Origin of the sequence: Lysinibacillus sp. NPDC048646 (genome assembly GCF_050272295.1) — a bacterium.
Taxonomy (GTDB): domain Bacteria; phylum Bacillota; class Bacilli; order Bacillales_A; family Planococcaceae; genus Lysinibacillus.
Window position 1 is genome coordinate 351,651 of sequence record NZ_JBNNLZ010000002.1, and the last position, 20,440, is coordinate 372,090.

At 37.7% G+C, this 20,440-nt stretch carries 19 protein-coding genes and 1 CRISPR repeat array (1 of these 20 running past the window's edge); of the genes, 15 read left to right on the forward strand and 4 right to left on the reverse strand.

The window, feature by feature from the left end; genetic code table 11:
- Positions 1-456 precede the first annotated feature (456 nt).
- From ACQKII_RS04025 to ACQKII_RS04035, 3 genes are all read left to right on the forward strand, one after another.
- Positions 457-2,190, forward strand: a complete 1,734-nt coding sequence (locus tag ACQKII_RS04025; protein WP_427456557.1) for an ABC transporter ATP-binding protein — start codon at positions 457-459, stop codon at positions 2,188-2,190.
- The gene (locus ACQKII_RS04030; protein WP_427456559.1) at positions 2,187-4,001 is read left to right on the forward strand and encodes an ABC transporter ATP-binding protein; all 1,815 of its coding nucleotides are present in this window, start codon (positions 2,187-2,189) and stop codon (positions 3,999-4,001) included. The genes ACQKII_RS04025 and ACQKII_RS04030 overlap by 4 nt, the downstream gene beginning before the upstream one ends.
- Before the next feature lie 91 nt (positions 4,002-4,092).
- On the forward strand, positions 4,093-4,911 hold the full coding sequence (locus tag ACQKII_RS04035; RefSeq protein ID WP_427456761.1) for an alpha/beta fold hydrolase: 819 nt from the start codon (positions 4,093-4,095) through the stop codon (positions 4,909-4,911).
- A gap of 715 nt (positions 4,912-5,626) precedes the next feature.
- Here the strand turns inward: ACQKII_RS04035 and ACQKII_RS04040 are convergent.
- The gene (locus tag ACQKII_RS04040; protein ID WP_427456561.1) at positions 5,627-6,502 is read right to left on the reverse strand and encodes a LysR family transcriptional regulator; all 876 of its coding nucleotides are present in this window, start codon (positions 6,500-6,502) and stop codon (positions 5,627-5,629) included.
- A 150-nt stretch (positions 6,503-6,652) separates the two neighbouring features.
- Here ACQKII_RS04040 and ACQKII_RS04045 point away from each other — a divergent pair, with 150 nt between their 5' ends.
- From ACQKII_RS04045 to ACQKII_RS04065, 5 genes are all read left to right on the forward strand, one after another.
- Positions 6,653-7,855 (forward strand): MFS transporter, encoded by a 1,203-nt coding sequence (locus tag ACQKII_RS04045; RefSeq protein WP_427456563.1) that lies wholly within the window; start codon positions 6,653-6,655, stop codon positions 7,853-7,855.
- Positions 7,856-7,960: 105 nt separating this feature from the next.
- Positions 7,961-8,359 carry an SRPBCC domain-containing protein gene (locus ACQKII_RS04050; RefSeq protein ID WP_427456565.1) on the forward strand — a complete coding sequence of 133 codons (399 nt, stop codon included), beginning with the start codon at positions 7,961-7,963 and terminating at the stop codon, positions 8,357-8,359.
- A 240-nt stretch (positions 8,360-8,599) separates the two neighbouring features.
- Positions 8,600-9,130, forward strand: a complete 531-nt coding sequence (locus tag ACQKII_RS04055) for a sigma-70 family RNA polymerase sigma factor (protein ID WP_427456763.1) — start codon at positions 8,600-8,602, stop codon at positions 9,128-9,130.
- A complete protein-coding gene (locus tag ACQKII_RS04060; RefSeq protein WP_427456567.1) occupies positions 9,114-10,025 on the forward strand; it encodes a hypothetical protein in 912 nt (303 codons plus the stop codon). Before ACQKII_RS04055 ends, ACQKII_RS04060 begins: the two co-directional genes overlap by 17 nt.
- Positions 10,026-10,239: 214 nt before the next feature.
- Positions 10,240-10,956, forward strand: a complete 717-nt coding sequence (locus ACQKII_RS04065; protein WP_427456569.1) for a toast rack family protein — start codon at positions 10,240-10,242, stop codon at positions 10,954-10,956.
- Between the two features lie 28 nt (positions 10,957-10,984).
- Here ACQKII_RS04065 and ACQKII_RS04070 read toward each other — a convergent pair whose 3' ends face one another.
- Positions 10,985-11,227, reverse strand: a complete 243-nt coding sequence (locus ACQKII_RS04070) for a hypothetical protein (protein WP_427456571.1) — start codon at positions 11,225-11,227, stop codon at positions 10,985-10,987.
- 182 nt (positions 11,228-11,409) lie between these two features.
- On the opposite strand from ACQKII_RS04070, the gene ACQKII_RS04075 reads away from it, so the two are divergent.
- From ACQKII_RS04075 to ACQKII_RS04085, 3 genes are all read left to right on the forward strand, one after another.
- The gene (locus tag ACQKII_RS04075) at positions 11,410-11,952 is read left to right on the forward strand and encodes a sigma-70 family RNA polymerase sigma factor (RefSeq protein WP_427456573.1); all 543 of its coding nucleotides are present in this window, start codon (positions 11,410-11,412) and stop codon (positions 11,950-11,952) included.
- A complete protein-coding gene (locus tag ACQKII_RS04080; protein WP_427456575.1) occupies positions 11,936-13,039 on the forward strand; it encodes a DUF4179 domain-containing protein in 1,104 nt (367 codons plus the stop codon). The genes ACQKII_RS04075 and ACQKII_RS04080 overlap by 17 nt, the downstream gene beginning before the upstream one ends.
- 148 nt (positions 13,040-13,187) lie before the next feature.
- Positions 13,188-13,712 carry a tubby C-terminal domain-like protein gene (locus ACQKII_RS04085; RefSeq protein ID WP_427456577.1) on the forward strand — a complete coding sequence of 175 codons (525 nt, stop codon included), beginning with the start codon at positions 13,188-13,190 and terminating at the stop codon, positions 13,710-13,712.
- Positions 13,713-13,851: 139 nt separating this feature from the next.
- On the opposite strand, the gene ACQKII_RS04090 is transcribed toward ACQKII_RS04085, so the two are convergent.
- Positions 13,852-14,520, reverse strand: coding sequence for an ABC transporter permease (locus ACQKII_RS04090; RefSeq protein ID WP_427456579.1), 669 nt, complete (start codon positions 14,518-14,520; stop codon positions 13,852-13,854).
- A 106-nt stretch (positions 14,521-14,626) separates the two neighbouring features.
- Here ACQKII_RS04090 and ACQKII_RS04095 point away from each other — a divergent pair, with 106 nt between their 5' ends.
- The 4 genes from ACQKII_RS04095 to ACQKII_RS04110 all read left to right on the forward strand — a co-directional run bounded on the left by ACQKII_RS04095 (position 14,627) and on the right by ACQKII_RS04110 (position 19,143).
- Entirely contained in the window at positions 14,627-15,394 is a 768-nt protein-coding gene (locus tag ACQKII_RS04095; protein WP_427456581.1) for a hypothetical protein, read from the forward strand.
- Between the two features lie 64 nt (positions 15,395-15,458).
- Positions 15,459-15,896: a hypothetical protein gene (locus tag ACQKII_RS04100; RefSeq protein WP_427456583.1), complete on the forward strand. Its 438-nt coding sequence runs from the start codon at positions 15,459-15,461 to the stop codon at positions 15,894-15,896.
- Between the two features lie 572 nt (positions 15,897-16,468).
- Positions 16,469-18,151 (forward strand): methyl-accepting chemotaxis protein, encoded by a 1,683-nt coding sequence (locus tag ACQKII_RS04105; RefSeq protein ID WP_427456585.1) that lies wholly within the window; start codon positions 16,469-16,471, stop codon positions 18,149-18,151.
- Positions 18,152-18,231: 80 nt separating this feature from the next.
- Complete coding sequence (locus ACQKII_RS04110; protein WP_427456587.1) at positions 18,232-19,143, forward strand: LPXTG cell wall anchor domain-containing protein; 912 nt, start codon at positions 18,232-18,234, stop codon at positions 19,141-19,143.
- Between the two features lie 87 nt (positions 19,144-19,230).
- Here the strand turns inward: ACQKII_RS04110 and ACQKII_RS04115 are convergent, their stop codons facing one another.
- Positions 19,231-19,656, reverse strand: a complete 426-nt coding sequence (locus ACQKII_RS04115; protein ID WP_427456589.1) for a HEAT repeat domain-containing protein — start codon at positions 19,654-19,656, stop codon at positions 19,231-19,233.
- 598 nt (positions 19,657-20,254) lie between these two features.
- Positions 20,255-20,440: a CRISPR direct-repeat array (repeat unit 33 nt; unit sequence GTCTCTTCTCGTATGAGGAGAGTGGATTGAAAT) (it continues 446 nt past the right edge of the window).

A 20,440-nucleotide genomic window follows, 5' to 3' on the forward strand; every position in this document is an offset into this window, starting at 1 on the left:
GCAGGCAACAGCTTGCGTGGTTTTTTCATGACTTCAGCTTAGCTAGATGAATAATAGAAAGGCTCAGATTAGCCGTGTAAACGCTCGGGTTAGGCCAAGAAACGCTCGGGTTAGGCCAAGAAACGCTCGGGTTAGGCCAAGAAACGCTCGGGTTAGGCCAAGAAACGCTCGGGTTAGGTAAAGAAACGCTCGGGTTAGGTAAAGAAACGCTCGGGTTAGGCCAAGAAACGCTCGGGTTAGGCAAAGAAACGCTCGGGTCAGCCGAGGAAACGCTCGGGTTAGCCAAAGAAACGCTCAGCCCAGTATCATTTCCCATAAGCAAATAACTTACTGCTCGCCTAAAAAATTTATTAGGTATTCTTATATATTACGTGTCACGAAAAAACTTTCGCAAATGGGAATGATTTTCAGTTATAATTAACACCGAATGGATACATAAGGAACGGAGACGAATATATGCAAGCAGTTAAACAATTAGGGCAGTTTTTGGCGCCTTATAAATTTTTTACGCTCATTGCACCACTATTAATGGTGCTTGAAGTGACAATGGATTTAATTCAGCCGACAATCATGCAACATATGATTGATACAGGTATTGCGAATGGCGACAATCCGTACGTACTAAAGATGTTCGTTTGGATGATTATGAGTGCTGTACTAGGGCTTGTTGGGGGGATTGGTTGTTCTTACTATAGCTCAAAGGCAGCCATTAACTTTGCATCGGATGTACGAGAGAAGCTATATGAAAAGATGATGACCTATTCAGCGAAAGAACGGGATGCGTTTTCGACTGGTAAACTTATTACGATTTTAACGAGTGATGTGGAAAGCGTGCAGCGTGCATTTATGATGACGTTGCGTATTTTTGTGCGGGGACCGTTATTGTTTATAGGTGCGATTGTTATCGTTTTCGTGACAGCACGCGAGCTTTTTTCAATCTTACTTGTGATTGTGCCTATTTTAATCGTTGCCATGTATTTTTTTACAAAATATTCAGGCGTGTTATATCGTAAGGTACAAGAGGCCATTGACGGTGTCAATACAAAACTTCAAGAGAATTTAGCGGGGATACGCGTGGTCAAGGCGTTTCGTCGTGAGCAGCAACAGGTTGCGCAGTTCGGCGTGCTGAATGATACGCTTACAAAGCGCTTTATTACAGCGGAACAAATTGTTGGTGTACTTGTGCCGCTTACGATGTTCGTCGTTAACTTGGGAATTGTAGCAGCACTTTGGCTTGGGGCTATAAAAGTCGAAGCGGGCACATTGCAAGTAGGTGTCATTCTGGCTTTTATTAACTATTTGACAATCATCTTAAATGGACTCATGTCATCGAGTATGGTGCTTATGCAAATTGCACGTGCACTTCCATCTGGCGAGCGCATTGTGGATGTGTTGAATAAAGAGGTAGCGGTTAAGGAAGTGGAACTAGCACTGAATACACATATTCATGGGGAAATTGCTTTCGAAAATGTAAGCTATCGTTATTATGAAACAGCAGAGGATGTACTGAAAAACATCACGTTTTCTGTGAAGGCTGGGCAAATGGTAGGTATAATCGGTAAAACGGGGAGCGGTAAATCAACCTTAGTAAAACTACTTCCACGGCTTTTTGACCCTACTGGTGGGCAAATATTAGTAGATGGCCAACCGTTAAAAAATTATGCGTTGACCGCTTTACGTGAACATATAGGTTTTACCTCTCAAAAAGCAGTGCTCTTTTCAGGAGCAATTGAAAAAAACATACGTCTAGGTAAAGAGCAAGCGACGCCAGATGACTTACAGTTAGCACTCAATGCTGCTTGTGCGTCCGAGTTTGTGGACAAACTTGAAAAAGGCATGGCTCACCAACTTTCACAAGGAGCGACGAATTTATCTGGAGGGCAAAAACAACGATTAGCGTTGACGCGTGCGTTCGTACGACAGCCATCCATTTTAGTATTAGATGATACAACATCTGCCCTCGATAGTGCTTCTGAAAAGCATGTACAACAGGCGATTAACGACAATTACCAAGATACAACAACATTTATTGTTGCGTCTAAGATTACCTCCATTCAACAGGCGGATCTCATTTTAGTGTTGGAGGATGGCGAAATTGTCGGTCAAGGCACACACCAACAATTATTACAGGAAAATAAACACTATCAAGCGATTTACGCTTCGCAACAAAAGGTTGGTGAACAACAATGAGTCAAAGTCAACCAAAGCAAATGAATTTTGGACGTGGACCACGTACAGGTGGTCCAGTTGAAAAAGCAGCCAATCAACAAGCAACGATTTTACGTGTTTGGCAATATGTGAAGCAGCAAAAAGTAGGGCTGTTTTTTTCGATATTTTTTGTCATTGCCTCCACGATATTAAGCTTAGCTGGCCCCTATCTTATCGGTCATATCGTTGATGAATATATCATGAAAAAAGACATTGAAGGCACAATTCGTCTAGGTATTGTGCTCGCAGTTATTTTTACTGTAGCGTCTATTTTTACATGGTTACAAACGTATGTCATGATCCATGTGGCTATGAAAACGATACGTACATTACGACTAGAGCTCTTTAAAAAACTTCAATCATGTACACTGAAATTTTTCGATCAGCGTGCACTCGGTGATTTAATGAGCCGTGTAACCAATGATATTGATAATTTAAATACAGCACTGGCACAAAGTGTCACACAAATTGTATCTTCGATTTTAACCGTTATTGGTGTCAGCATAGCAATGTTCTCACTTAGTTGGCAGCTAGCGATTGTGACCCTTATTATTATTCCGCTAATCGTTTATACAACGAAACAAATTGTCAAACGAAGTGGAAAAAACTATGCGGCACGTCAGCGTGATTTAGGGAATCTCAACGGGTATATTGAGGAAATGATTACAGGAGCAGAGGTTGTCACACTTTTTGGCAGAGAACAGCAGACAATTGAATCATTCCATCAACAAAACGAGCAACTACGCAGTTCAGCTCAGCGTGCGGAGATTACATCAGGTTTGCTTGGTCCAATCAATAACTTTATGAATAATTTAGGATTGGCTGTTGTAATAGGGACAGGTGCATTTTTGGCAGTGAAAGGACTTGTTTCTGTCGGCATTATCGCCGCATTTGTTACGTACACACGGCAATTTTTCCGTCCACTCAATCAGCTATCGAATTTATTGAATACACTTCAGTCAGCCATTGCCGGAGCGGAACGTGTTTTTGAAATAGTAGATGAACCGTCAGAAGTGGCTGACAAAAAGAATGCACTCGACTGTGAGCGATTAATAGGTGATGTGACATTTAATCAGGTGTCATTTAGCTATACGGCTGATAAGCAAGTACTAAAAAACTTAAGCTTCCAAGCAAAGGCTGGAGACACAATTGCACTTGTCGGACCGACGGGTTCAGGAAAAACGACGATTATTAATTTACTCACTCGTTTTTACGATGTGGATACAGGTGAAATTTTAATCGATGGCCATAATATAGAGGATTACAAAATGGCGACAATTCGTCAAAGAGTTGGTGTTGTTTTGCAGGATACGTATTTATTTTCAGGGACAATTCGTGAAAATATTCGTTTTGGCAAGCTAGATGCTACAGATGCAGAGGTGGAAGAAGCCGCGAAAATTGCCAATGCCCATAACTTTATTAAGTATTTGCCAGCGCAATACGATACACTTGTACAAGCAGGCGGAGCAAATTTAAGTCAGGGCCAACGTCAGTTACTGGCCATTGCACGCGCAATTTTAGAAAATGCGGATATTTTAATTTTAGATGAGGCCACATCTAGTGTTGATACACAAACGGAAGTCGATATACAAAAAGGGCTCCTGCATTTAATGCAAGGACGCACAAGTTTTGTCATCGCACACCGTTTGAAAACAATCGAGAATGCTGATCAAATTCTCGTCATTCAGCAGGGTGAAATTGCGGAACAAGGCAACCATCAACAGCTGATGCAAAAACAAGGGATATATAGTAACTTACAACAGAAATTGCTGCTAGAGAGTGTGGAATTGTGATTTACAAAATAGGCTTGAATTAGTTTTTTAGGCTGAACTTTTATTCAACAAAGCGTGTCATAGCTATAAATCCAAGCTGGAGGTAATGAATATGCCATATTGTAACGTTAATAAAGCAAATATTTACTATGAGGACATAGGTGTAGGGATCCCAATAATTATACTTCATGGTTTTTCTCCAGACCATCGACTAATGAAAGGCTGTATGGAGCCTATTTTTGTAGAGCAAGCTGGGTGGAGACGAATCTATATCGATCTTCCAGGAATGGGTCAAACAAAGGACTATGAACAAATAAGTAATTCCGATGAAATGTTAGAAGCAGTTGTAGATTTCATAAACGCTATCATTCCAAATCAACCTTATTTAATGGTGGGGGAATCTTATGGTGGTTACATCACAAGAGGTGTCATCAAGCAACAGAAAGATCAAGTGATGGGTGCTGCATTTATTTGTCCTATGATTATTCCAGAAAAACAACATAGGACACTTCCTAAGCATACAAATATATTTTCTGATGATGAATTTTTGACTAAACTAACAAAAGAGGAACGAGATGATTTCACTTCAAATCAAGTAGTGCTTGATGAATATAACTGGAATCGCTACTTGCATGAAGTGTTAGCAGGCTGTAAAGTAGCCAATCATCAATTTTTAGATAAGGTTCAGAAACATTATGGTTTTTCTTTTAGCATCGATGAATTGGTGTTCGATAAACCTTGTGTATTTTTGCTAGGAAAACAAGATTCAATCGTTGGATATAAAGATGCTTTTGCCATTCTAGACAAATTTCCACGTGCGACATTTGCGGTGCTAGATCGGGCCGGTCATAACTTGCAAATTGAGCAAGCTGATTTGCTAAATGCTCATATTAGCGAATGGCTGAGTAGAGTGGCTGAATTTAAAAAATAGAACATAGAAAAATTGTTAATATTAAATCAAATTCAACAGCTTATAGAACGCGCATAAGTGCAAAAGAACAATCATTTATCAAAAATTGATGAGTGGTTGTTTTTATTTGCAAACTTCTTACATTTGGAACTCGTCTAATGATTGAAAGGGCCTCGCACTAAGTGTATGGCGGAGAAAAAGTTACTATGTCGAAATCTATGATTACTAAGATGGCCCTATATAAAATAAATCAGGTAAGACCTCTAGTAAGCAGAAGTTTATCTAGCATCAAAGTAATTTGATTCCTAGTGAACCCCAATGATTCAGGAACATCAAGTAAGCTGCCACGATTTTGGTGTCGGCTTTTTCTGATCATGGGCTTAAATTACGTATACTTGTGAGTACGATTTCTTCAAATACAGAAAAATTAATTAGAAATTTATTTTTATCGTTTATCCTTTCGTTATAAGTTGAAAGGAGAATTCTATGAAAAAAATCTTCAAAGTCGTAAAGAAAATGACGATGTGGTTAATAGCAGTTACCAACGGCATGCATACAACACCGTTGGTTTTTTTCATCTAATTTTTGGCGTTGTTAGAATAGCAATCCCCAAACAATGTAAGTGAAAAGTTGTTTATATAATCCAATCTAACAAAAGTGTGTTTTGATTGTTTTTCTTTCAAAACACACTTTTCCTTTGTCGTTATGTCTTCCATAGCAACTATTCGATCATCGATCATCGTACTTCTCTAGTGGGTTCAAGAATCGATTCAATGACCTTTTTTAGTTGCAAAATAGTTGGATCATCACTTTCGTTCTTTTTGTAAATGAAAACGGTGTTAATGACATTTTCTAACTGTTGCAATCTGTAAGAATGTATATTTGAATAATTATAAAGGTCAATTAGCTTTGTATTTAACACAGCAAGGGAATTGTCTATTTGCAGAAAATCTAGAATACTACTAACGGATTTTATTTCTTTCATGTTATAAGGAATTTGGTTATTTTTTAGCCATTCGACGATTGTACGCGTATACATACAGCCTTTACTCAATACAAGCAGCGTAATCATTGGACGCTCATCAAAATTAATAATATGTTTGTCGTTTGAAATCACTTCGAACGTTTCAGTAGCTATATTGTCATAGTTAAGATCAGGATAGATTTTAATCGGCTTACTAGTGAGTGCACAATTCATTTCTGCATTATGTACTTTTTCATTTAAAGAATTACTAGATTCAACAGTGAAATCAACATCCAATGGAATGTTATTCATATTCAAGGCATGGACGATGGACGCACCGTAAATCTTGATAGTTGTATGGGATGTTCCACAGTTCACTTTTGTTGTCAATTCCTCTAAACTAATGGTTTGTAAAAAGTCTTCATACTCCTGCGTAATAAGCTGTAAAAAGTTTTTATATTGCATGCCAACGTCAGTAATTTTTAAGCCTTGGGGTGTACGTTTAAAAACAGCTTGGCCGATTTCTGCCTCCATTTTTTTCACTTTAGATGTAAGGGCAGATTGCGTATAATTAGTGATTTCAGCGGATTTACTTAAATTTTGACGTTGTAATAATTCGATTTTTAATGCAATTTCTTCGATGTTCATTTAGTATGTCACACACCCTATTAAAATTTTCTATGGGTCCTATCATTTTCCTCCATTTTACGCTTTGTCGTAGCCAGCGTAAACTCTAGTTAACTTAAATTATACCGAACAAATAAATCGGTGTAGTGGATAGATACTGGAGGAGCTTGGATGAATACTTATTATAGATGGTTAATCGTATTGGTAGCTACACTTTCTCAAACAGCAGCAACTTTTGTTACTTATGGGATGGGACCAATCGCCACATTTTATCAAATTGAATGGAATTTAACTTCATTACAAAGTGGATTTATCGTTTCAGCTGTGAATATTGGACCGCTGTTTTCCATGCTAGTGTTTGGTCATCTAATGGATAAAAGAGGAGAAAAACAAATTATCGGTTGGGGGTCTATTCTATTAGGGATCTCGGCATTAACACTTATGATGGTAAATAATTATTCAATGTTGTTATTTTTATTATTAGTCGTAGGAATCTGGTATGGAAGCGCGCAAACTGGTGGAAGTACGGCCATCGTAAAATGGTTTCCAGACAAACATCGAGGGCTTGCTATGGGCATCCGACAGACGGGAATTCCAATAGGAGGGGCTTTAGCCTCGGTCATCCTCACTTATACGTATCATCATTTTGAGTTGTCGTCAGTACATCTTGTACAAGGCATTGTTGCCATAGCAGGAGGCGTACTTTTCTTATTAGCGTATCAAGAACCACAGCGTAGCAAGGCTATCGAATCTAAAACAGTGTCATTTAAAGAGAAAATGACATCCATCAAAAATAATAAAGGATTGTACCCAATATATATAGTAGGCATCACAATGATGTCATTACAAATGATCCTCATTGCTCATTTCATGAGTTATTTGCATCAAGAAGGTGGTTATTCATTAACTGATGCAGGTATGTATTTAAGCTTAGTATTAATTGGCGGTATGATAGGAAGAGTAGTCATTGCATGGGTGAGTGATCAATTCTTTGAGCACGATAGGGAAAAATTATTGTTCGTTGTAATGATTTTGACAGTTATTTTTACCATAATGTTGCCATTTGTCATGCAACTGGAGATGGTGATGCTCTTATTTTGTTTCTTCTTAGGCTTCGTCGTAATTGGCTGGTATTCATTGTTTATAGCTTGTGTAACTGAGCAATCCAACCCCAGTTACGTAGGCTTAACAGTAAGTGCTGCTTTAACTTTAAATCAAATTTTTATTGTTATTGCACCAACTTTTTATGGTTTCATGGTCAATGTATCACATAGCTATCAGCTGGCACTGGATATTGTTGCAATCGCTGTAGCACTAGGGGCGCTGAATTTATACAGAGCTACAAAAATTAATAACAAGCACATTTTGTTTTAGGTGCAATTTAGGATGTTATTGGGTTTTTGTCAGAATATGCTTATAATATAAATGTACATGACCATTAATCTGAAACAGCGTGTATTCTCGCTAACGGAGGAATCAATGATGGAGTACCAAGAAGATAACAGTTCAATTTGGATTGATGCAAGTCTTGAAACGGTTTGGCACGCTATCACGGATGCCCAGCAGCTAACGAAGTGGTATACACCAGGTTCAACATGGGAAATCCCTCGTTTAGAAGCAGGTGAACAGATTATTTTTACGTTAATGCCGAATGTTCATAATCAATTGACTGAAAAATTACCGATGACCTTAACGATAAAAAATGTAAATTTTCATCAGGAGTTTTCACTTTACTTAGAAATACCAGAAACCCTAATAGCCATTTCTTTGGTAGAGGAAATGGATGGCACAACAGTGGCTTTTAACATGGGCGGTTATGAGGCATCGCTCGCCAATTTAAAGGCTTTGTTAGAGGGAAATGAAATACCTTATGTGTAATGAAAAATCGTGAATAATAGTATATTCGTTCAACAATTTAAGTTTCATGGGAAAATGTTTATTTTTTCATGAAACTTTTTTATTGTTTATTGGTCTAACTACAAATGCTTTGTCATTGGTTTGATTTTGGTAAAAGGGTTTTAGTCGAAGAAGAAAGCACAAGCAGTTTATTCAGTTGGCTGTGGATGTCGACTGAATCAGTATTACGCCGAGGGAATTAATAAGGAGGCGAGCAAATTGATGAAAGAGCACAAGGATGCTTGCTTATCAAACGCAATGGCACTTTATGGAGATTATTTAGTGCGTGTTTGTTACACATATGTGCAAGACTGGGCCATAGCCGAAGATATGGTGCAAGATACATTCGTAAAGTACTATGAAAAAATGGAGCAATTTCGTGAACAATCATCCGTAAAAACATATTTGTATCGAATAGCGATAAATAACTGCCATAGCTATCTGGCAAGTTGGCGATATAAAAAGCTGCAAGTAATTGATTACTGGCACAAATTAATCGGCCATGCTGTTGATCCAGTTCATAAAGTGATTGCAAGCGAGTCTGATGTCATGTTGGTTTTGGCTATTGAAAAGCTTCCAACGAAGTACAAGGATGTATTACTTCTATACCACTTTGCGGAGTTATCGTTAAAGGAAGTTTCAGAAACGTTAAAGATGCCAGAAAACACGGTTAAAACAAGGTTAAGACGAGCACGTCAAATGATTGGTGTAACACTTCAGGAGGAGGGATTTGAATATGGATCAGATTCGTAATGCTATCAATAATATCTATAAAACGGGCAAATTTTCAGATGAAAATCGAGCGAAGGTCTTTCAAAATATTCAACAAAAAAGAAAACCTCCCTTAACACCTATCCTACTAACTGTATTATTATCAGCGTGTTTGCTATTAGGACTAAATATGCTTCTTTTTCAACATGACATTGACAACATCTTTCAATTACATACAGCTACTGTGGTAGATTCAGATCTTTATCCTGAAAAATCTGGAAAGGTAAAAGATTTTTCAGTGCTTATGCAACCATGGATGATTGTAGGGATAATAGGTATTCCAGTTGTGTTATTTGTCTTCGCACTATATGCTTTGACGAAGAAGTGGTTGTGGCGTATATTGCTGTGTGGTATCATCATTATTGCAATTTTAGGCAATATGTCTGAACGAATCGGTTATCATTTTTACGTAAAGAATGAAGCCGACATAATTAAGACAATGCAGTCTGGTGTATTACCAATAGGAAACGCTGACGATATTCTTTTAAACGACACAATCACTATCCATCAATACCGAATGAGTTATTTTACAACCGGTGACATTCGAGGTATTGCTATATTTCAACATGATGGTAAAGGCTTTAAATTAGAGCACGCTGATCTTAGCACACAGCATAATATACAATCCATTCATGTACCTGATATTCGGCGGATTATTATTCCACTACTTGTCGAACATGCTTATGAGAAACTGATGATACAGATTAATACAGAGTGTATTGAGGTAGCAATTGATGCTAATCGTGCACAATTAGTGGTAGTACCTTATGAGACAGAAGCGAATGATTTGGAAATTACCGTTCAAGCTGCTGATCATGAAGGGAATGTCTTCAAGCTTTATGAACCGTCAAACATTTTCACTTATCCTGATAATTGAAAACAGCAACTATCACTGAACGCCAATCGTTGGGGGTTCAGTTTTTTTGTATGATTGCATATCAATGAAAGGATGAATATAAAGATTAAATCTAAAACATGCACTTACTACGTCTGAGGTCTTAGATGAAATTAAAGCGGAGGGTCGTTTTAATTAATTTGATATTTCGATAAAATGGATTTATTGGAAGATTATATATTTGGAGGGAATTAATTTGAAGAAATTTATTGGTATTGGTTTGGTTATGAGTACATCATTGCTTGTACTATCGGGGTGTTACTCAGTCATCCCAAGTAAAATCAAAGATGAAACAATTTTAGTAGAAAAGGACAAAGCAGAGGAATTAGATGTGGAATTAAATCTTGGCATAGGGGAAATAACGGTTTCAAAAGGAGCGAAGGAATGGGTAGAGGGGAATGCACAGTTTAACAATAAAAAATTGGCACCAAAAGTGAGCTACGAACTGCATGGGCAAACTGGAGAAGTGACGATTGAACATAAAGGCTCCACTAAACTTGGTATTTCGAATATAAAAAATGAATGGAATATAGAGCTTAATGACGATATTCCAATGAATCTTTCCGTTGAAACAGGTGCATCAATGGCAAATCTTAATTTACAGGGATTGAATCTTGAAAAATTAGATATTGAAACAGGTGTAGGCGAACTTACTGTAAATTTGGGTGGAGATTGGAAAAAAAGCTTTGAAACGAACATTGAAACGGGTGTTGGCCAAACAACGGTCATATTACCATCAAAAGTAGGCGTAAAGCTTACAACTGAAAAAGGAATAGGGTCTTCGAATATAGAAGGCTTTATTTCAAAAGGGAAAGGCATTTATGTAAATGAGGCATATGACAATGCAGATGTTGTGCTAGAGGTAAATTCAGAAATGGGCCTTGGCGATGTTACCTTTAAATTAGATAAATAAAGTGAAACTTCAATCAGTGGGGTTTACTTCATCCCCCACAATAAATAGAGGAACAAAAGCTAAAACCTTCACATCCTGTGAAAAAGCTTGTGTGACCAACATCCTGTCGCTGCCGCTTCGCTTTCGCACATAAAACATCCTGTTGCTGCCGCTTCGCTTTCGCACATAAAACATCCTGTTGCTGCCGCTTCGCTTTCGCACATAAAACATCTGTTGCCCCGAACCAATCGGCTTTTACGGTCAGTGGATCGCGCCACCTACCTGTTGTCATCTTTCATCTAGGGTGAGCGTTCTGACCGTTAATGCGAGGTAAAGTGAAATTTAGTAGGCTACTGTTAAAGCAGTAGTCTACTTTTCTGTTTCACAACGATATGGCAAAAAGAAAAAATGCAAAGTGAAACCTTTTGCTTGGGTTAAAGACTCTAAGTATTGAAAGGAGGGGGGGAACACAGCATGGAACATGATTTATCTATCGTGCATCAAGCGATTGCAGGAAACAAGGAAGCTTTTGAACAGCTCCTTCGTTTAGAGGAAGAAAAGTTATACTATACAGCACTTTCTTATGTAGGGCAAAAAGAGGATGCACTAGATGCTATTCAAGAAACAGCATGTAAGGCTTATTTAACTGTTAAACAGCTAAAGCATCCAGAATTTTTTTCGACATGGTTGTTTCGTATATTAATACATGAGTGTTATCGTTTGCTGAAAAAAGGGCAAAGAATCGTTCCTTATGAAGAAAGTGAACTATTAAAGCGGGTAAATCATCAGCCCAATGAAATCGAGAACCCCATTGATCTATCGGAAGCCTTACAGCAGTTGAGCCACGACCATCAAATGGCACTTATTTTATATTATTATCATGATTTACCCATTAAACAAATTTCACAATTGATGGATAAGCCTTCGAGCACAATCAAAACGTATTTACATCGTGGAAAGAAACATTTAAAACGAGAATTAGAAAGGAGTGCAACGTACAATGAAAAAGTCATTTAATCACAATAGTAGCCTTCCAGAATTCCCGAGAGACGAGGTACGAAAAGCTATTGCAAAAGGTATTCAACAAGCAGAGGAGCAAGCAAATATGAACAATGCACCATTACAAATAACACGAAAAAGTAAACGAAAGCCATTAGTATATGTGGCTAGTGCGGTAGCAGCGTGTGGGATTATGATAGGCTCAGCATATGTATCGCCAACATTTGCTAGCACTTTGGCACAACTGCCGATAGTGGGGTCCGTGTTTGGTGACTCTGGCTTGCTTGGGCTAAAACAGGCTAGTGAACAAGGATTAACAAAAACGGTTGGAGAAAAGCAAACAATCAATGGTATTTCTGTTACTGTCGATGAAGTACTTTATGATGACACAAATATTACTGTTGGTTTTAAAATTGAATCGGACAAAGAATTAAGCAATGAGTACTTCGGTGCAGGCATGGATTTGAAGATGAATGGAAAATTTCTTAGCGGATCGGGAAGCTATGGTGAAGAGAATTTAAGCCCGACAGTTCGTACAGGTATTACAACTTATAATGTCACGGACAATATGCCAAGTTCTTTTGAATTGGGCTTAACTTTAGAAGGCCAAGAGGGCGAGAAATGGGAGTTCTCAACACCTATTAAAAAGATTGTCGATATCGTACATCTACCAGTGAATCATCAACAGCAAGCGGAAGGGATTCAGCTTAATGTTTCAAGAGTATCATTAAGTCCTTCTGGTGTAGGACTTTCATTTGAGGCGTCTGAAACTGGAAATATTGAAAATCCTCAAATAGGGGCTTCTAATATTGAATTCCGTATAACGGATCAATCTGGTAAGGAAATACCCTCACATTCAGGAGGCACAGCAGGGCAATTCTATGACGGTGTATGGGTCTTCGGTGGTAATAACACCTTTGACCCAATTTCAGCAGATGTTTCAAAATTAATTATTACACCTTATTTAATGCTCCCAACAGATGGATCTGGTATGCAAGTTCAACCGAATGGGGAAGAAACGAAAATTCCATTTGATAAAACAACTCTGAAAGAGGTTAAATTCCAACCATTTACAGTCGAAGTGCCATCGCATGTTAATCATTAAATCGGCATAATATAGCGTCAAATACAACTGCTACTAAGGATATCCCAATAATCTTTCGTAGGGGCGAATTGTATTTGGCGTTTATTTTGTGTTAGTTTAAAAGAGGTAACTATAACTAGAAGCAAGTGTTTTTGAAGGAGCGAAAGTATTGAAAACTTTTACATACAAACAACCTACAGCAATTGAATCTTTAGAGGCTATACAGATTTTAAATGAAGCGGGTGCTGTATCGTCCACTGTTCAACGGATTTACTCTAATGTTCTAAAAAAAGCATTTGATCGTACGATGGATTACCGATATTTTGTGCGTTTTGATGCAAGTTCAGTCGATGGACAGCCTCTTTTTACATGTAAAAAAATGTCTCGTCGTGGACGTGTACATTTTCGAGGAAAGGATCTAGTAACTGGAAAGGACTACATGATTGCCTATGATGGCTGGCAAATTATGATTCCGGATTTAATCATTACCGACGGTGAGCAAAAAATAACACTTAATAAAGAGATGGAGGACTGGTCAGTCTTTTCACTAAATGAACAACCAATCGCCCGCTGGCAAGCAATTTTTCGGGATACCCATTTCGATATTACGCTTCAGATTGAAGAAGCTAGTCCAATTCAGCATGAAGCCTTTTTTATTGCCATTGGACAGGCTGTGTTATTTGTAGGCGCATGATAGACGATAAATCGCAGAAGTTGGGTGATAAATAATAAAAGTTGAGTGATAAATATAGAAAATGTAGCGATAAATTTGAAAACATATTCGATAACTAAAAAAGACCCTCGTTAAAGAGGGTCTAATGAAACTTTTCTACTTACATATCTACAATTTCGTTTGCTAATTTTTTACGACTAATCCAGTAACCTTGTAATGTGAACACTACGAGTGTTGCGACTAAAAAGACGAGACTAGTGATGCCTAACGTGAAGGAATCATAAACCATTGGTGAGCCCTCGTCAATAAAGCCAAGCATTCTTGTTAGAAGAATACCAAGGAGAGTGCCAACAGTCAGTCCGTAAAGAACAAATGACAATACTTGCGTCAAAATGAGTTTCATCAATCCATTTGGTGAAAGACCAATTAGTCGTTGGATCGCGTAATCGCCACGTTTTGCGTAAATCGAGTGAAGTAGTGTTTGTAAAGCGCCTAGGCAAGTAGCGGCGATTAGTATGACAAATACACCTACAAATAGGCTCCAACGCTGGAAGGTCATTTCTTTGGACTGTTCAATAATTGTTGCTTTATCGGTAAATTTTAGAGCTGGCCATCGTTCCTCTAAATATGCAAGCTCCGCTAAAGCCTGCTCCGAATCCGTTGCTTCTAACATAATGTCAGTTATAACAGGTGAATCTAAAGCTACTACGAAAGATGACCAATCTACATAAAAATCAATATTAAAATAATGATTAGGAGCGATACCAATAACTTGTACTTCACCAATCGGTACTGCTTGTTGAAGGGGTACATCATATGTACCAGCCATTAATGTATCCCCAATAGACAATTGATGTTCCTTGGCAAAGCGTATAACGATTTTATGGTCTTACTTTACGCATTAGGTAATTTTATGGGAGCTGGGGATACCTGAAATGTTGAAATTTCATGGATTGATGAATTCTCTCATTTTTGGGGGGATTGGCGTGGTAGCTTGGGCAATAGAAGTTCCAAAAACTACACATCACAAATTCACATTTCCAATTAGTCGAATTCGAGGGAAATTACATGGGTCAGGAGATGCACATCCTGGCTTAGTTGATGCACTAAGTGATTTTACAAATACAACAAAGCTACCATCGGCCATTTCCCATTTCTATGAGCAAACAAATGCTTATCGATTGCTGGCATCTGTGCAATGGCGTACATGGTTTAAACCTTTTGCGTTCCTATATCAGGGCATAAGTCGTTGGATGCAACAACTGAATTTGCCCTTCACTAGTAAACAAATCGAGATGACAGGTATCATTGCCAAAGTAGATGCCGAACAAGATGGGCGTCATGCACCAAGGGCATGGATACGTAAAATTGGTCAGCAAACGACCTTTGTAGCGATTTATGCCAAGCATACTACAGCTCAAACTACGTATATGAATATTGCGCTACCGCTACCTTTTTCTACAATGATAGGGGTTTTATATTTATATGAAGAACATGGTCAATTGCATTTAACGAGTGCCCATGAAGGGGATGCCGGAATCTATTTAGCATTCAAAGATTATATGTTTAAGCTACCATTGCATGAGCATTTCATTATTACGGCAACAAATGATAGAAATTTAACAGCCGTTCATACGATACGCATTTTTGGAATGCCATTTTTGCAAATTGACTATCAAATAGAACGAACAATTAATAAATGACTGCAGGACTATGCCAGCATGATAGCGAAAGACATAGATAGAAAGATATAAAAGGGGTGATTAGTTGCGTTTAACAAAAGGAATTTCAGGCTTTGACGCAGAGCATTTGATTGAACAGGATATGCGGTCATTTCAATCTATGGTCTATCATCTTGTAACGAGTGAACAACGTTCGAAAGTTTTGCAATTTATGGATGATCCTCATTTTGTTTATATGCAGGCAGACATCCAGCTAGACAATGAGCAATTGACAATTCTTCATCATCGACTCATGCCGTATGTGGCATTTGCCATGAGCGATAAAGAACTGACTTTTCGATTTTTAACAAAACCCAACCTACATAAATACTTCCCAATGCGCAAATGCCTAGAGGCTGAAGTGTTAAACAGTTTGCTTACACAAGATAGGGTGCTGCATAGCTTATCTGATGTGGAATGGAACTATGCAGCCTATTTTAAAAGTGAGACATTAGGGGATGTTATGTTTAATTATTGGGATTAATTTCACTAGCAGTTGCGAAAGACGCACCTTTTAAGCCTATGCTTTCCACTCTTTGTAGCTAAAAATCTCCAATTCCGTTATTTAGACGAAATTGGAGATTTTCTTATTGTGTAAACATGGAAGGCTTGTCATCTCTTTTTCTTTCAGAGTAGTATTCTAGCAAATAATACTTAGCCTTTTGTAAGATTTTAAATTTCAGCAAAAATACCTTGTCTATCTTCCTTTGTTTAAAAACCTTTTTGAAGCCTACGACCTATCCTTTGCATGATGCTCCATAAATCTAATGCACTTTAAAAACAAAAATAGCTTATAAACACACAAAAAACACTTAATTATTAATCTAAATATAGATTAAATTTTTTAATCATCCTAAATAGATTTATAAATGGTAAATTACTAATATTGTACAATATAGTTAAATTTTTTGCAGTTTTGCTGCTGTTTTTCATGGTTAAAAATAAAATTCTTTTGAAATGAATGAGATTATATGTAGGAAATAGGTTGAGACATAATTTAGGGATTTTGTAAGTAGGAATTCGAATTTTATAAGGGAAATAAGGAGAATCTGAGAAATGAACTTTAAATCAATCAGCACGAGAATCATTTTTGCATTTAGTATCGTCGTGGCAGTCATCGTTTTATATATCGGGTACAATGTGTATGCGGTTACTCAAAGTAACAGAGCGACAGAACAAATTGTTGATGAAGAATTGCAATTATTAATTACAGATTACGAACTAGCCTCAACAATTGCAGTAAGAATTGCGGCTGCTAGGGGTTATGTATTATCTGGAGAAGAAAAATATAAGGACATTTATGCGCATAACGTGGAACGGGCTCTTGACAATGAGAAGAAACGTTTAGCGATTTCTCATTCAACAGAATTTCAGAAGTATTCGGAGATGGCGAAAGAATGGAGTAGCTATGTTCAAAAAGATGTGTTTGATATATACGATCAGGGCAATGTCGAATTGGCAACGAAAAATCTAGCTGCGATGGATGATAAAGCTACTGAAATTCGTGCGGGCTATGAAGGCTTGGCAGAACATCGTAAACAATCTATTAATGCTATTGGCACAGATATGATTTCAGCAGGCGAAAGTAAGCAAATAACAAGTATCATCGTTGGAATAGTTATCGTTGTAATTGCCATTATTACGGCTTTAATTTGTGCGAGAAGGATTTCAAAACCAATCATTATCTTGACAAAACGCATGCAGCGAATAACTGATGGTGATTTAAGTGAGCCTGCGCTCGATGTGAGAACGAGAGATGAGCTTGGACAATTGACAACAGCGACAAATAAGATGGCTGAAATCTTAAATCGTTTGTTAAAGCATATTCAAACAGTTGCAAATGATGTTGCCTCACATAGTGAGGAATTGATGCAGTCCGCTACAGAAGTTAAGGTTGGCACAGAGCAAATTGTAGACACCGTAGCTGAAATAGCGAGTGGTACAGAAATTCAGGCAAGTAACGCTTCTGATGTGGCTACAACAATGTCAGAATTTACAACACAGGTGACAGACGTAAATATGAGCAGTAAGGAAGTCAATCAATATTCACAAGAAGTGATGCTCTTAACCAAAGAGGGGAAGGAGTTAATGGAAGCTTCCACACAGCAAATGACTACAATTGACCATATAGTTAAAGATGCGGTTAATAAAGTGGATAACTTAAGTAAACAAACACAAGAAATTTCTAAAATAGTGGCTGCCATTCATGCTATTGCAGATCAAACGAACTTATTGGCACTCAACGCAGCCATTGAAGCAGCACGTGCTGGTGAGCAAGGTAAAGGTTTTGCTGTTGTAGCAGATGAAGTGCGTAAACTTGCAGAACAAGTATCCGTATCCGTTGATGATATTACAAGCATCGTTCAAAAAATTCAACATGATTCGGTGATGGTTACAACATCACTCGAAAGTGGATACGGTGAGGTTGAAAAAGGTACCACGCAGATTGCTTCTACAAATGAAACATTTAATCATATTGCAGATGCAGTTCAGTCGATGTCAACTAGCATTGTAACGATGTCTTCGAAACTAGAGGAAGTCGTCCAAAATACCCTCAATATCAATAAATCTGTCGACGAAATCGCAGCTGTTTCCGAACAATCTGCTGCAGGCATTCAAGAAACGTCTGCTACAATCGAACAAGCGGCAAGCTCGATGGACGAAATCAACAATAGTTCGGTCAATTTGGCAGAAATGGCAGAAAATTTAAACGAACAAATCCGTAAATTTAAATTATAGACGAACGAATTTAACCTAGCGCATTTCATACTTCCATCACATTTAGCAGGTATACTAGTGCATTAGAAGGTGGGATAATTTTGAGAAAATATATACTAATGGTACTGATGAGTACACTACTTCTTGCGCCAAAGGCTTATGCGCATACAATGGATAAAAGTATGCTCTATACGGATGTTCCTGCAACAACGCCAGATTTACAGGAAATCATGGTACTCCATAGTATCGGGCTTATTGGCTATAATGGTACTGATATGGCATTAAATCCAACTGAAAATTTATCACGTCAGGATTTTGCAGGCTGGGTAGGAGGCTTCTTCGGACTTGAAGGTTCAACAGTTGATGAACTGGCTCAAGCTGCAAAAAATGAGGATTATGTATCTACATTAGAAGGCGATATTACGTATAAAGAAATCAATACGGCGTTATTTCATAATAAACTGGAATTTGATAAACCAGACGCAACGTTAACAAAGGACGAATATATTTCCTTTTTAACAGAAAACATAGATGTCGATATGGGTGGTCATACACTACTTCAAATGGGTGGATTTTCATATGGCCCAACAGGTACAATTGAAGATGTTGTAACAGGTGATGAAACAGGTCTTGTTATTGATGGTAAAACATATATGCTTTCAGGTCATCCACGAATTTTTGCAGATTCTAACGAGGCACAAAGCTGGGTTGGTCAAAAATTAGAACAGTCCATTTTAACTACAAGTGCTGGTCATCATCATGGTCATGAAACACAGACAACGACGACGACTGCGCCTACGTTACAATACATTCAACTTGGAACGACTACACAGGCAGCGACAGAAGAAACCAAACAAGAACAGCCAATTGCAAACGCTACACCCAGAGATCAACAGCTATCAAGTGAAGCGGCTGACACAACATCGTCAAGCTCAAGCACTTTATGGATGGTCGCAGTTGGTGCATTACTAGCCGTTATTATGGGCATTGCTTTCTGGAAGCGAAAAAAATAATAGTGACGATATAAAAACCAGCAATTTACGAGGAAATCGTAAATATTGCTGGTTTTTTCAATGGAAATTTTTATTTAATTCCCTTACTTAGACAGTTTGCCATTTCGCTTCTAGCCATGAAAGGAAGCTCTCACCTTGATCACCTTCGTAGGCATCGTAGACATCGAGTCGTGTACGCTTTAACTTATCAGCGAAGTCTGACAATGTATGGTCTGCGGGTAAGCTTTTCTTTACGCGTATAAATACTTTTTCAGCACCTTTGATCAGCTCGAATTTACGGCGGACAGGCTGTGTTACATCTTCACCAAATTTCGTTAATGCTTCAAATGCCGCTTGCTGAACAGCAAACACCGTATCTGCCTTTACACGATTGTGTAATAAGTCAATGACTTTTTCATGTTTATAGCTACTTAGTGTCTGCACAGCAGCCAAGCGTTCACGCCAGCTTGATGTATAGTTGGCAGCTTTTTTTAAATCTAGGTAGTTTTCGGGTAACTCAGTTTGAATTTTCATATGTGCTCCTTTGTAATAACGGACATAATTCCTTGTAGCAGAATGCGCCTTATTTCGTGTTCTCTCTTTATAATGAGCCAATTCACTTTAAAATAGAACCAATATTAAAGAAATATAAGCGACAATTGTTATTCTATCGGCGCAACTGTAGACTCCATCGGCGATATGTAGTGGCGTAATTCCACTGCTACCGGCGGAAATAATCTATCTTACGATGATTAATGATAAAACATCATTCTTATATATTAATATGGAAAAATCTATATCGAAATATACTCACATAGAGTAATTATATAGAAACTGACCCAGAAAGCAATGATTCGATGATTTGGTGAAAAAAGAAATGGAAATTAATAAATGGTTTTAAATGTAGATTTCACTCAAAATTTGTAAAATAATTGAACTAATCATATATAGGGTTTGTTATAATATAGGAAAAGTGCGAATCGTAAGCAAACATAATTTCGTTAATCGATTCGCACCAGATTTTGTGTATTTTGATAGTATAAAATATGGTAAGTTGTTTCTTAAGGACTATAAAGAATGAGTAATTTACTAATAATGACTTATAAGTGTCATTATTTCATCGGAAAATGCGGTCTCTTCTCGTATGAGGAGAGTGGATTGAAATAGGACATATTCGGACATAGCGCCCCATACATAACGTCTCTTCTCGTATGAGGAGAGTGGATTGAAATTTGTATTAATAAGACTTGAAAATAAAATTTAAGTCTCTTCTCGTATGAGGAGAGTGGATTGAAATCTGGATCTAGCCCGAGAAAAG